Raw genomic sequence first — 12836 nt, 5'->3', positions numbered from 1 at the left:
TGGGAGAGTGATCGCATCATGGAAGACTTACTGAAACGGGTTCTAAGTTGTGAAGCGTTCCAGCAGCCTCAATGGAGCGAGCCCTTACAATTGCATGACGCGCAGGCCTACCTAAGGGACAGCGCGTCACTGATTCGCGTCGAAGACATTCTGGTCCTGCGTGCCACCTTGGCCAGGGTCGCGGCGGGCGAAGCGATGATCATCCAGTCCGGTGACTGCGCCGAGGACATGGATGAAAGCGCAGCCAGCCATGTGGCGCGCAAAGCTGCGGTGCTGGACATCCTGGCCGGTGCGTTCCGGCTGGTGACCCAGCAACCGGTGGTGCGCGTCGGGCGGATTGCCGGGCAATTTGCCAAGCCGCGCTCTAACAACAGCGAACGCATCGGCGATGTCGAACTGCCGGTGTATCGCGGTGACATGGTCAACGGTCGCGAAGCCATCTGCGACCATCGCCAGCATGATGCGCAACGCCTGGTTCGAGGCTATCGCGCCGCGCAGGACATCATGCACCACCTGGGCTGGAAAGAACCGGCCGGCAAGGAGCAGCTCAGCGGCTCTCCTGCCTGGACCAGCCACGAGATGCTGGTGCTCGACTACGAACTGCCGCAAGTGCGCCAGGACGAACAGGGTCGGGTATTTCTCGGTTCAACCCACTGGCCGTGGATCGGCGAGCGTACCCGTCAGTTGACGGGCGCTCATGTGGCACTGCTCAGCGAAGTACTCAACCCGGTGGCCTGCAAGGTCGGCCCGGACATCACCCAAGACCAATTACTGAGCCTGTGCGAGCGCCTGGACCCGAGGCGTGAACCCGGCCGCCTAACCCTGATTGCCCGCATGGGCGCCCACAAAGTCGCCGATCGCCTGCCCCCCCTGGTTGAAGCGGTGCGCCATGCCGGCCATAAGATCATCTGGCTCAGCGACCCGATGCACGGCAACACCATCGTCGCGCCCTGCGGCAACAAGACCCGCATGGTGCAAACCATCACCGAGGAAATCACCGCTTTCAAACATGCCGTGACCTCGGCCGGTGGCGTGGCCGCCGGCCTGCACCTGGAAACCACGCCCGATGACGTCAGCGAGTGCGCCTCCGATGCCGCCGGCCTGAGCCAGGTTGCCAGCCACTACAAAAGCCTGTGCGACCCGCGCCTGACGCCCTGGCAAGCCATTACTGCGGTGATGGCCTGGAAAAACCTGCCTTCCTCCACCCTTGCTTACCTTTGACTGGAGTTTGCCGCCATGACTGGTATTCCATTGATCGCGCCTTACGCCCTGCCGACTTCCCGCGACCTTCCCACCAACCTCGCGCACTGGCACATCGACCCCGAGCGCGCCGTGCTGTTGCTGCATGACATGCAACGCTACTTCCTGCGGCCCTTGCCGGACGCCCTGCGTGAAGCCGTGGTGAGCAACGCCACGCGCATTCGCCAGTGGGCAGCCTACCACGGCGTGCCAGTGGCTTACACCGCGCAGCCCGGCAGCATGAGCGAGGAGCAGCGCGGCCTGCTCAAAGACTTCTGGGGCCCTGGCATGAAAGCTAGCCCGACCGACCGTGAGGTGGTCGACGCCCTGACGCCCAAGCCTGGTGACTGGCTGCTGACTAAGTGGCGCTACAGCGCGTTTTTCAACTCCGACCTGCTGGAACGCATGCACGCCAACGAGCGCGATCAGTTGATCCTGTGTGGGGTGTATGCGCATGTTGGGGTGCTGATTTCTACCGTGGATGCCTATTCCAACGACATCCAGCCGTTCCTGGTGGCCGACGCGATCGCCGACTTCAGCAAGGAACACCATTGGATGGCCATGGAATACGCCGCTAGCCGTTGCGCCATGGTCATCACCACCGACGAGGTGGTGCTATGAGCCAAGCCGCCGCCCGCCTCATGGAACGCATCCTGCAACCTTTACCCGAGCCGTTTGCCCTGTTGTATCGTCCAGAATCCAGCGGGCCCGGGCTGCTGGATGTGCTGATTGGCGTGATGTCGCAGCCGCAGGTCCTGGCCGATATCGAATTGCCTGCCCCCTCAATCGGTGCCCCGCGCCTGGATGTGCTGACGCTGATTCCCTACCGCCAGATTGCCGAACGCGGCTTCGAGGCGGTGGATGATCAGTCACCACTGCTGGCGATGAACATTACCGAGCAGCAATCCATCGGCATCGAACAGTTGCTGGGGTTGCTGCCCAACGTGCCGATTCAATTGAACAGCGAACGCTTCGACCTCAGCGACGCGCGCTATGCCGAGATCGTCAGCCAAGTGATCGCCAACGAAATCGGCTCCGGGGAAGGCGCCAACTTCGTGATCAAGCGTACCTTCCTGGCGGAGATCAGCGAGTACGGCCCGGCCAGTGCGCTGTCGTTCTTCCGGCATCTGCTGGAGCGCGAGAAAGGGGTCTATTGGACATTTATCATCCACACCGGCAGCCGCACCTTCGTGGGAGCGTCTCCCGAGCGCCACATCAGCGTCAAGGATGGGCTCGCGGTGATGAACCCCATCAGCGGCACTTACCGCTACCCACCCGCCGGCCCAAGCCTGACGGAAGTCATGGAGTTTCTGGCCGACCGCAAGGAGGCCGATGAGCTGTACATGGTGGTCGATGAAGAGCTGAAAATGATGGCGCGCATTTGTGAAGACGGCGGCCACGTCCTCGGTCCTTACCTCAAGGAAATGACGCACCTGGCCCACACCGAGTACTTCATCGAAGGCAAGACCCGTCGCGATGTGCGCGATATCCTGCGCGAAACCCTGTTCGCCCCGACCGTCACCGGCAGCCCGCTGGAAAGCGCCTGCCGCGTGATCCAGCGCTACGAGCCGCAAGGCCGCGCGTACTACAGCGGCATGGCCGCGCTGATCGGCAGCGATGGCAAAGGCGGACGCTCCCTGGACTCGGCGATCCTTATTCGCACCGCCGACATCGATAACAGCGGCCAGGTACGCATTAGCGTGGGCTCGACCATCGTGCGTCACTCCGAACCGATGACCGAAGCCGCCGAAAGCCGGGCCAAGGCTGCGGGCCTGATCGCCGCGCTGAAAAACCAGACTGCCTCGCGCTTCGGCGACCACCTGCAGGTGCGCGCGGCATTGGCCAGCCGCAATGCCTACGTCTCGGATTTCTGGCTGATGAACAGCCAGCAACGGCAACAGACCCAGGCCGACTTCAGTGGCCGCCAGGTGCTGATCGTCGACGCCGAAGACACGTTCACCTCGATGATCGCCAAACAGCTGCGGGCTCTCGGGCTGGTGGTGACGGTGCGCAGTTTCAGTGACGAGTACAGTTTCGACGGTTACGACCTGGTGATCATGGGCCCAGGTCCTGGCAACCCAAGCGATGTGCAACTGCCGAAAATCGACCATCTGCACGTGGCCATCCGTTCCCTGCTCAGCCAGCAGCGACCGTTCCTCGCGGTGTGCCTGAGCCATCAGGTATTGAGCCTGTGCCTGGGCCTGGAGTTGCAACGCAAGGCCATTCCCAACCAAGGCGTGCAAAAACAGATCGACCTGTTCGGCAACGCCGAACGAGTGGGTTTCTACAACACGTTCGCGGCGCGCAGCTCCAGTGACCGCCTGGACATCGACGGCATCGGCACCGTCGAGATCAGTCGCGACAGCGAGACCGGCGAGGTACATGCCCTGCGTGGGCCGGCGTTTGCCTCCATGCAGTTTCATGCCGAGTCGCTCCTGACCCAGGAAGGCCCGCGCATCATCGCCGACCTGCTGCGGCACGCCCTCATCCACACGCCTGTCGACAGCAGCGTTTCGGCGGCCGGGAGATAACCATGCACAACTACGTCATTATCGACGCCTTTGCCAGCGTCCCGCTGGAAGGCAATCCGGTCGCGGTGTTCTTTGACGCCGATGATTTACCGCCCGCGCAAATGCAACGCATCGCCCGAGAAATGAACCTCTCGGAGACCACCTTTGTGCTCAAACCGCGCAACGGCGGAGATGCGCTGATCCGGATTTTTACACCGGTCAACGAACTCCCGTTTGCCGGGCACCCGTTGCTGGGTACGGCCATTGCCCTGGGAGCACATACCGACAACCACCGGCTGTATCTGGAAACCCAGATGGGCACCATCGCCTTTGAACTGGAGCGCCAGAACGGCAGCGTCATCGCCGCCAGCATGGACCAGCCGATCCCGACCTGGACGGCCATGGGCCGCGACGCCGAACTGCTCAAGGCCTTGGGCATCAGTGACTCGACCTTTCCCATCGAGATCTATCACAACGGCCCGCGCCATGTGTTTGTCGGCCTGCCGAGCATCGAAGCATTGTCGGCCCTGCACCCCGACCACCGTGCCCTGTCCAGCTTCCACGACATGGCGATCAACTGCTTTGCCGGCGCCGGGCGGCGTTGGCGCAGCCGCATGTTCTCACCGGCCTACGGTGTGGTCGAGGATGCGGCCACAGGCTCGGCTGCGGGGCCATTGGCGATTCACTTGGCGCGCCATGGCCAGATCGAGTTCGGCCAGCAGGTGGAGATTCTTCAGGGCGTAGAAATCGGCCGCCCTTCGCTGATGTTCGCCAGGGCTGAGGGCCGCGCCGATCAACTGACGCGCGTCGAAGTATCAGGCAATGGTGTCACGTTCGGGCGGGGGACCATCGTGCTATGAACAGCTCAGTACAAGGCAAACCGCTGTTGGGTAAAGGCATGTCCGAATCCCTCACCGGTACACTGGATGCACCGTTCCCCGAGTACCAGACACTGCCCGCCGACCCTATGTGCGTGCTGCGCAACTGGCTGGAGCGCGCACGACGCGTGGGCATCCGCGAACCCAAGGCGCTGGCGCTGGCCACCGCCGACAGCCAGGGCCGGTCCTCTACGCGGATCGTGGTCATCAGTGAGATCAGTGACACCGGGGTGTTGTTCAGCACCCATGCCGGCAGCCAAAAAGGCCGTGAACTGACCCAAAACCCGTGGGCGTCGGGCGTGCTGTATTGGCGCGAAACCAGTCAGCAGATCATCCTCAATGGCCTGGCTGTGCGTTTGCCGGATACCAAGGCTGATGAGGCGTGGCTCAAGCGCCCTTATGCCACGCATCCCATGTCATCGGTGTCGCGCCAGAGTGAAGACCTGCGGGATGTTCAGGCCATGCGCAACGCCGCCAGGCAACTGGCCGAGGTTCAAGGCCCGCTGCCGCGTCCTGAGGGGTATTGCGTGTTCGAGTTGCGACTTGAATCGCTGGAGTTCTGGGGGAATGGGCGCGAACGGTTGCATGAACGGCTGCGCTATGACCGTAGCGAGACAGGCTGGAGGGTGCGGCGTTTACAACCCTAAATAACGTATGTATTTGTACGAGATCTGCCGCGTTGAGGGATGGCGTCAGGGGAGATATATCCGTTGCTGCCGCGGTAACGGCGACTATGGCTTCGCTTTTACAGCGACTCGCTTTGGTAGCGCCCTCTGGAATCGTCTCGGTATTCCCGACAGCCAGGACATGAAGGCAACCTCGTCCACCACAGTAATCGCGGAGTGCAGTATGTATCCATCAGGTACTCCGAGCGACTGGCAGACGCAGATGTTGAGCCTTCGGCGCGCAATGTCGGGGATTCTTATGACAACGCTTTGGCCGAAACCATAAACGGCTTATACCAGGCCAAAAGGGTGAGGTTGTGGAACCAACATTGGAGTTGGTGGACTGGTTAAACCATCGATGCTTACTGGAACCGGTTTGTCCTTCCTACCGCCCAAGATGAAGACAACTATTATCAGCAACTTAACGAGTCTGCCAAGGTGGCATTACTCGAACTAAAGAGTTCCGACAAACCTGGCACGGATCAATGATTAATTACAGGAGTTACTAAATGTGCGGTCTCACAGGGTGGGTAGACTATACGCGTATGCTCGAAGGGGAAACCCCGGCGATTTACGCTATGACCAATACGCTCGCACTTCGCGGGCCTGATGCTGAAGGCATATGGAAACACAGACACGCCCTTCTGGGGCATAGGCGGCTGGCGGTCATCGACCTGACCGGCGGCGCCCAGCCAATGGTCTATGGTTTTTCGGGCGGCCAGGAGGTATCGCTAGTCTACACTGGGGAGGTCTATAATCATGATGAATTGCGCAACGAGCTACGACATGCGGGGCATGAGTTTCAGACTCACAGCGATACCGAGGTTGTGCTGCATGCCTACTTGGAATGGGGCGAGCGTTGCTGTGACCACCTGACAGGCATGTTCGCCTTCGCCCTGTTCGACGGGCGCGATGGCCACCTGCTCTTGGTACGTGATCGCCTTGGGATCAAGCCGCTGTTCTATGCCCGGCATCGTGAAGGGCTGCTCTTCGGCTCAGAGATTAAGGCCATTCTGGCTCACCCAGAGTTCACTACGGCGCTGGATGTGACGGGGTTGGTCGACGTGCTCACGCTGTCGAAGGGGACCGTTCAGACACCTTTCAGAAATCTGATGGAGTTGCTTCCCGGCCACCTCTTGTCCTGGCGACCCAATGGGCAGGTGAAGATCCAGTGCTACTGGAAGGTACGCCGTCAGGAGCACCAGGACGACCTGCAGACGACAGTGCAACGGACCCGCGAGTTAGTCACCCACGCGTTGGGTTCGCAGTTGCATGCCGACGTTCCCGTGTGCTCGCTGCTCTCCGGCGGACTAGACTCCACCGCCCTCACGGCTATTGCGCAGCGTATTGTAAAGGCGAAGACCGGCGGGAATATCAATTCCTTTTCGGTGGACTTCACTGGCCAGTCCGAGCAGTTCAAGAGCGACGACCTGCGTCCCGATCAGGACCAGCCCTTTGCCGTGTTGGCCGCGAAATTCATCGGTAGCCGGCACCAGACCGTCCTCATCGACAACGAGGAACTGATCTCCGAGCTGGCACGCGAGGAGGTGTTCCGCGCCAAGGACGTGCCTTTCACCTTCGGCGACATGGATACCTCGTTGAATCTATTGTTCAGGGAAATTCGCAAGCACTGGACGGTGGCAATCTCGGGGGAGGGTGCCGATGAGGTCTTCGGTGGCTATGGCTGGTTCCGCGATCCCCAAGTCGTGGCGTCCGCGTGCTTTCCATGGTCGTCACGGGTGCAGTTGCCGGCCGGTTTTATCAATGCCGACTTCAACCGCCTATGCGATCTCGCAAAGTACCAAAAGGCAAGCTATGACGATGCGCTGCGACAGGTAGAACACCTAGTACAAGATAGTCCATACGAGCGCCGGATGCGCGAGCTTTGCCACATGCACCTGAAGCGGTGGATGGTGATGCTGCTGGATCGCAAGGACCGCCTGAGCATGTGCAACAGCCTCGAGGTACGTGTGCCGTTCACCGATCACGAATTGGTCGAGTACGTCTATAATGTGCCTTGGTCGATCAAGAGCAAGGATGGCGAGGAGAAATGGCTGCTCAAGCAGGCCTGTGCCGACTTCGTACCGGAGGCGGTGCTCAAACGCAGGAAGAGTCCCTATCCGACCTCAGCCGACCTGGGCTACGAACGCTTCCTTCGCCAGAGTGCACGGCGGCTTCTGCAGGACCCGGGGAACGCGGTGTTCGGTATCGTATCCCACGCCCATATGGCCGAGGAACTGCGCCAGCCCGAGGGCAACTTCAATACGCAAATGAGCCGACACAGCCTGGAAACAGCGCTGGCGCTGGATGCCTGGCTGCGCTTGCACGGGATGTCGGTCTGATACGAGCCTGAGGTAGCCACGGCAGTTCCGGTCGGGTACCGGGTATGCCTGTGGCTTACACTGGCGGTATGGTGTTTCTACCTTGATTCGCCACGATTGGTTTACACGCCGCCTTTCAGGTTTTTACTGTTCAAGATCATTCAGCTGCCCTTTTCTCGGTTCGGCTGGATCGCGCCAGGTTTGTCGGACACCCTTTTGTTTGAGTCATGCCACCTTGACAGGCTCGTTCAGCTGTGGCTGGCAGCCTGTCGCCGGTTGGCTTCCCATCTGTAGCGAACGCCAGTATGGCGCATAGGCGCTTGGGCTGAGTGGCATCCGGGAAATCAGTGAGCGGACGTTGCGGCTATCTGGCTTAGACGCTTATCGCCGCCCAGCAAGAGCTGTTTTATGGCCTTGAGGACTCTGCCGCAATCCTCGGGTGGTCGGTGATTGAGCTGAAAGATATGGCTAGTAAGTCCAATGAAAGCCAATCTGCCTTTTTTATGAAGATTTGCAAGATGTTGAATGCCGAGCAGGACAAGCTCCGCGTCTATGCGGCAGAAGTGAAGACTGGAACCATTGTGCGCGCCAAACCCGAATAAGTGCCGTGGTAGGAATTTTTACGAGGTAGTCATGGGGCCAAGAAAGCCTGTGGTGGGATTGAAGCGTGACCTTAAGGACATAGCTGATAATTTGGAGCTTGTCTCTGGTGAGCTGAGCAAGCTGGCTGAACGCATTGATGGAGTTGTATCACCGCAGTCCTCAATCTGATGTCGATGCTGTACAGCGACGCAGACAAGCTCAGGGCTTATGCGGCAGAAGTGAAAGCGGGGAGGATTGTGCGGGCCAAGACGGGGTGAAAATCCATTCGCGGAGCCCTGACCGGCGTCTTTTTTCTAACACCCTGGCAAGATGCAAGTGATGGTATAAACTTTCATTTGATCCTCATGACTTTTTACAGCCCGTCTCCCCTTGACGGGCTTTTTTTATCTCTACCCTTTGCGCCCTTGCCTCAAGTCACTCACTCACTCGCTTGAGCACAGACCGAGCCCGAGTGACTGCTCAGCACGAGCTATTCTGTTCCAGTGATCAGTTTTTCTTCAATCGCAGCTACCATTTCCCAGCAGTTCGGCATGCGTTTTAGGGCCTGGCAGACAGAGCATCAGATTATTCCAACCATGCCCTGCTAGATTCAGTTAGATAAAGTTCTCTAATGTCCGTTTTCCGTCTGTCGCGGTGTGCGGCTCTCGACCCGCACTCGCCTTTCAGGCCACCAAAAGATAAATGGCGGCTGCCAGTGGGGGCTTCCGTCATCCGCCGCGCTGGTCGCGGCTCGAAGTCCATCGCTGATCGGGTACAGTCAACGCGCGCGACGTCTGCGATAATGACGACGGAAGTGGCTCGATGGCATATCGAGTGCTCGTGCCAGCACCCGGCATTCTGGTTTGGAGGACTCCATGCGTGACATTATTGACGGCTTTCTGCGCTTTCAGCGCGAGGTTTATCCGCAACGCGTCGAGCTTTTCAGGCAGCTCGCGACTACACAAAATCCGAAGGCGTTATTCGTCACCTGCTCGGACAGTCGTGTTGTGCCCGAACTCCTTACACAGCGCGAACCGGGCGAGCTGTTCGTGATTCGCAACGCCGGCAACATTGTGCCGTCGTATGGTCCTGAACCCGGCGGCGTCTCGGCCACCGTCGAATATGCGGTCGCAGTTCTCGGCGTACAGGACATCGTGATCTGCGGCCACTCGGACTGCGGAGCGATGGGCGCGATTTCACGCTGCACGTGTCTGGATCATCTTCCGGCGGTCGCTAACTGGCTACGTCACTCGGACGCCGCGAAAGCGATTAACGCGGCGCATGAGTTCGACACACCCCGCGCGAAGCTCGATGGCCTCGTGCGCGAAAACGTGATCGCGCAGCTGGCGAATCTGCGTACGCATCCATCGGTGGCCCTCGCGCTCGAGCAGGGGCAAATGAATCTGCACGGTTGGGTCTACGACATCGAGGCGGGGTGCATCGATGCGCTTGATGGCGCGACACGACAGTTCGTTTCACTTGCTGATTCGCCGACCACCGTTGCGATCGCTGCGCGCAACGGCAGACAGGTGCGATAGCGACAGACACTTGAGGGTGGCCGCCGCATTATTTCCGAAATACTTTCGCCCCGGCTAAGGCTAGCGATGTGGCATTACCTCTATCGGGCAAGTTTCGGAGCGGACCAGCCGTTCGAATGATTGCTCGGCGGGAATGGCGAACGACCAGAACTGGCCGAATTATGCCGATGCTGACCGGCAGCTATGGGTCGGTTGCAGCCCTTCGCGACAGGCAACAATCGGCCAAAAGTAGACAATCATAGACGACCGCTTTCGGCCCAGGCCGTGTGAAAACGCACTGAATACGTCGAAAGTTGAGAGCTACGGGCGTTGCCTGCGAAACCAGCAGACTGAAGCGCGAATTGCCCTCGTCAGCTACATAGGCGTTCGTAAATGCTGTTTGGGCCGCGTCAGCGGCCCAAACAGCCACTCACGGACGATCAAACGGCTGGATTCACGCCCTGATCGCCTCAAGTAGTCCTGCGATGCCGAAAATGCTCATCATTCGTTTGAGGTTGTAGGCGAGCACATGAAGGCTCATTTCGGTGCTTACCCTTGGTAGGGTTTTGGTCAGGAAGTGGGTGGCTCCCATCCAATATTTGAGCGTTCCAAAAGGATGTTCAACGGTCTGTCGGCGACGCCTCATCATCGTTGGATCATTTTCCAGCCGTACCTGCATCGCATCGATTACGGCTTCATGTTCCCAGCGCTTTACCCGGCGCTCCTTACCCGTCGTACATTGCTTGTGCATTGCGCAGGACTGGCAGCCCGAGAACCAATAACAGTGCAGTAGCATGCCGTCTTCCACCGAAGAATGCCGCCGGGTCAGTAACTGTCCCGCAGGGCATCGATACTCGTCCGACGCAACAAGATAGATGAAATCCTGCTTGCCGAATCTGCCTTCGGCTTTGCTGCCAGATGTCAGGGGTTTCGGTACGAAGGTAGTGATGCCGGCTTGCTCGCAAGCAAGGATTTCCAGACCTTTGTAATAGCCTCGGTCGGCCACCACCGTTAGCGATTCAGCCTCGATTTCTTCACGCGCCTGGTTCGCCATATTGCTCAGTTGCCCACGGTCATTGCCAACGTTGGTCACCTCATGGGCAATGATCAGATGGTGCTTGTCGTCGACGGCTGTTTGTACGTTGTAGCCAACCGTTCCGGTGCCTCGGCCGCTCGTGGCCATTGAGCGTGCATCTGGGTCTGTGAGGGGGATCTGCTGGTCTGGACTTTCGTGGAGCTGCGCCTCGATGTCCTTGAGTTTCTGCATCTGCTTTTTCAGTGTTTCTATCTTTTCTTTAAGCCGCTCTGCTTTGGCCTCGGCCACTTCGGGCGTTGCCCGATCCGCCGAATCCATCGCCGCCAGATATCGATCAATGCTCTGCTCGATCTGCTGCATGCGTGCCTTCACCTTGCCCTGAGTGAAGTTGCGGTCGCGATTATTGACGGCTTTGAATTTGCTGCCGTCGATGGCGATGATCGATTGGGAGAAGAGATTGAGGTTGCGGCAAAGCACTACGAACTGGCGGCATACGCTGCGAATGGCTTTGCCGTTGTCTTTGCGAAAGTCGGCAATGGTTTTGAAGTCCGGAGCCAAACGCCCCGTTAGCCACATCAACTCGACGTTGCGCTCGGCCTCACGCTCAAGCCTGCGGCTGGACTGAATCCGATTGAGGTAGCCGTAGATATAGATCTTCAGTAAGACCGCTGGGTGGTAGGCCGGACGACCAGTTGCTGCAGGATCGACGCCCTCAAAACCCAGTGCGCCCAGGTCGAGTTCATCGACGAAAACATCGACCACGCGCACTGGATTTTCTTCGGCTACGTAATCGTCCAGACACTCTGGCAGCAGCGTCACTTGCGTCCGAGCCTCACCTTCAATAAATCGCTTCATGATCGCCCCCGATACGATCTAGACGATCAGAAGGTTAGACAATCACTGGCGTTTTCACACAGCCTGGACCCATAGCTGCCGGTCATCACGGCAAAATTTGGCCATTGTTACCCGTCGTGAGGAGCTGCAATCGATTCCAAACCGATCGGTCGCATCATTGATGCGTTTCGGGAGGCGGTCACCGTTCCCAGTGAGCACTCATTCAGGCTTCCAGAATTCATTCCTTTGCATCAAATCACTCACCCAGTCAGTGACTGCCCTGACGCGAGCGGACAAGTGCCGGGTATACGGATAGACCAGTGAAAGGGTAATCGACTCTAGCCTCCAATCCGGGAGAACCTCGGTCAATAGCCCCTGCTCAATAAGTGGCTGCGCTTCCGCCCTCGGTACAAAAGCGATTCCCAGTCCGGCAACCGTAGCGGCGGTATGGGCGCTACCGTTGTTGAAGTACATCGATACCGGCACATCCAGGCTGAATGATTTGTCACCACGAAACATAGTGGGCAGGTACCGTCGGTTGTTAGCCGAAAATCTGTATCCCAAATTACGATGTTGGAATAAATCTTCCGGCGCTGAAAGGCTCGGGGCTTCTCGCAAATAGTCAGGAGAAGCACAGAGTGCCAGTTGAACTTGCCCGATGATCTTGCAGACCAGGTTTGGGTCCGTTACGACGCCGCCCCTGATCGCGCAATCAATGCCTTCTTGTACTAGATCCACTACCCGATCGCTACAGCCTATATCCAGATGGATATTGGGGTACTGCACGGTAAATTCGCGCAGTGCCGGGACGACTAACAGCAAGCCAACCCCCGCTGGCATTTCAATGTGTACCCGGCCACGCGCAGCGCTGCGGCTCAAAGAAACGGAGGCTTCCAGATCGTCGACATCTTCTAGAACGGCTCTGGCACGCAGGTAGTACGCAGCCCCTTCAGTAGTGGGGGAGACCTTTCTGGTGGTGCGGTGCAACAGCTTGATCCCCAGTAGTAACTCCAAGGTCTGGATTTGTCCCGAAACGGTCGTTTTCGCAAGCCCCAATGACTCGGCGGCACCGCCGAAGCTTCCTATCTCGACGATCCTGCAAAAGGCCCGCATTGCTTCCAGTCGATCCAGTGCCATTGTCCGAGTTCTCGTATTATAAAACCGATTGTGGCTAGATTATATCGTGTTTACGTTCAAGTAAACTGCGCAGGCTTAATAGGTGGTCCTTACATGGCAGGCCTATACATCAACTAG

10 protein-coding genes and 2 pseudogenes are annotated in these 12836 nt (G+C 58.6%); 10 read left to right on the top strand and 2 right to left on the bottom strand.

What is annotated here, in order from left to right; all coding sequences use genetic code 11:
• Positions 1–18 precede the first annotated feature (18 nt).
• The 10 genes and pseudogenes from HKK53_RS04005 to HKK53_RS03965 all read left to right on the top strand — a co-directional run bounded on the left by HKK53_RS04005 (position 19) and on the right by HKK53_RS03965 (position 9733).
• Positions 19–1221, top strand: coding sequence for a 3-deoxy-7-phosphoheptulonate synthase (locus tag HKK53_RS04005; protein ID WP_169369640.1), 1203 nt, complete (start codon positions 19–21; stop codon positions 1219–1221).
• 15 nt (positions 1222–1236) lie between these two features.
• On the top strand, positions 1237–1860 hold the full coding sequence (locus tag HKK53_RS04000; RefSeq protein WP_169369639.1) for an isochorismatase family protein: 624 nt from the start codon (positions 1237–1239) through the stop codon (positions 1858–1860).
• A gap of 20 nt (positions 1861–1880) precedes the next feature.
• The gene (locus HKK53_RS03995) at positions 1881–3770 is read left to right on the top strand and encodes an anthranilate synthase family protein (protein ID WP_442962287.1); all 1890 of its coding nucleotides are present in this window, start codon (positions 1881–1883) and stop codon (positions 3768–3770) included.
• 2 nt (positions 3771–3772) lie between these two features.
• On the top strand, positions 3773–4609 hold the full coding sequence (locus tag HKK53_RS03990) for a PhzF family phenazine biosynthesis protein (protein WP_169369637.1): 837 nt from the start codon (positions 3773–3775) through the stop codon (positions 4607–4609).
• Complete coding sequence (gene phzG / locus HKK53_RS03985) at positions 4606–5274, top strand: phenazine biosynthesis FMN-dependent oxidase PhzG (protein WP_169369636.1); 669 nt, start codon at positions 4606–4608, stop codon at positions 5272–5274. The genes HKK53_RS03990 and phzG overlap by 4 nt, the downstream gene beginning before the upstream one ends.
• 126 nt (positions 5275–5400) lie before the next feature.
• A pseudogene (locus HKK53_RS32500) lies at positions 5401–5781 on the top strand (IS3 family transposase); the annotation flags it as partial.
• A gap of 20 nt (positions 5782–5801) precedes the next feature.
• The gene (gene asnB / locus HKK53_RS03975) at positions 5802–7634 is read left to right on the top strand and encodes an asparagine synthase (glutamine-hydrolyzing) (protein WP_169369635.1); all 1833 of its coding nucleotides are present in this window, start codon (positions 5802–5804) and stop codon (positions 7632–7634) included.
• A gap of 425 nt (positions 7635–8059) precedes the next feature.
• Positions 8060–8215, top strand: a complete 156-nt coding sequence (locus tag HKK53_RS03970; protein WP_336604957.1) for a hypothetical protein — start codon at positions 8060–8062, stop codon at positions 8213–8215.
• A gap of 31 nt (positions 8216–8246) precedes the next feature.
• Positions 8247–8473, top strand: a pseudogene (locus HKK53_RS32840) (hypothetical protein).
• A gap of 597 nt (positions 8474–9070) precedes the next feature.
• Positions 9071–9733 (top strand): carbonic anhydrase, encoded by a 663-nt coding sequence (locus HKK53_RS03965; protein WP_123407373.1) that lies wholly within the window; start codon positions 9071–9073, stop codon positions 9731–9733.
• A gap of 433 nt (positions 9734–10166) precedes the next feature.
• Here the strand turns inward: HKK53_RS03965 and HKK53_RS03960 are convergent, their stop codons facing one another.
• A complete protein-coding gene (locus tag HKK53_RS03960) occupies positions 10167–11603 on the bottom strand; it encodes an IS1182 family transposase (RefSeq protein WP_169369634.1) in 1437 nt (478 codons plus the stop codon).
• A gap of 198 nt (positions 11604–11801) precedes the next feature.
• A complete protein-coding gene (locus tag HKK53_RS03955; RefSeq protein WP_169369633.1) occupies positions 11802–12719 on the bottom strand; it encodes a LysR substrate-binding domain-containing protein in 918 nt (305 codons plus the stop codon).
• Between the last annotated feature and the right edge of the window lie 117 nt (positions 12720–12836).

The organism is Pseudomonas sp. ADAK7 (assembly GCF_012935675.1).
Taxonomy (GTDB): domain Bacteria; phylum Pseudomonadota; class Gammaproteobacteria; order Pseudomonadales; family Pseudomonadaceae; genus Aquipseudomonas.
The sequence above is the reverse complement of the archived record's forward strand: the minus strand, read 5'-3'. Positions and strand labels throughout refer to the sequence as shown.

Excerpts from the sequence above, each read along its gene's own strand:
- HKK53_RS04005 (WP_169369640.1), top strand. The coding sequence starts at position 19 with ATGGAAGACTTACTGAAACGGGTTCTAAGTTGTGAAGCGTTCCAGCAG.
- HKK53_RS04000 (WP_169369639.1), top strand. The coding sequence starts at position 1,237 with ATGACTGGTATTCCATTGATCGCGCCTTACGCCCTGCCGACTTCCCGC.
- HKK53_RS03995 (WP_442962287.1), top strand. The coding sequence starts at position 1,881 with ATGGAACGCATCCTGCAACCTTTACCCGAGCCGTTTGCCCTGTTGTAT.
- HKK53_RS03990 (WP_169369637.1), top strand. The coding sequence starts at position 3,773 with ATGCACAACTACGTCATTATCGACGCCTTTGCCAGCGTCCCGCTGGAA.
- phzG (WP_169369636.1), top strand. The coding sequence starts at position 4,606 with ATGAACAGCTCAGTACAAGGCAAACCGCTGTTGGGTAAAGGCATGTCC.
- asnB (WP_169369635.1), top strand. The coding sequence starts at position 5,802 with ATGTGCGGTCTCACAGGGTGGGTAGACTATACGCGTATGCTCGAAGGG.
- HKK53_RS03965 (WP_123407373.1), top strand. The coding sequence starts at position 9,071 with ATGCGTGACATTATTGACGGCTTTCTGCGCTTTCAGCGCGAGGTTTAT.
- HKK53_RS03960 (WP_169369634.1), bottom strand. The coding sequence starts at position 11,603 with ATGAAGCGATTTATTGAAGGTGAGGCTCGGACGCAAGTGACGCTGCTG.
- HKK53_RS03955 (WP_169369633.1), bottom strand. The coding sequence starts at position 12,719 with ATGGCACTGGATCGACTGGAAGCAATGCGGGCCTTTTGCAGGATCGTC.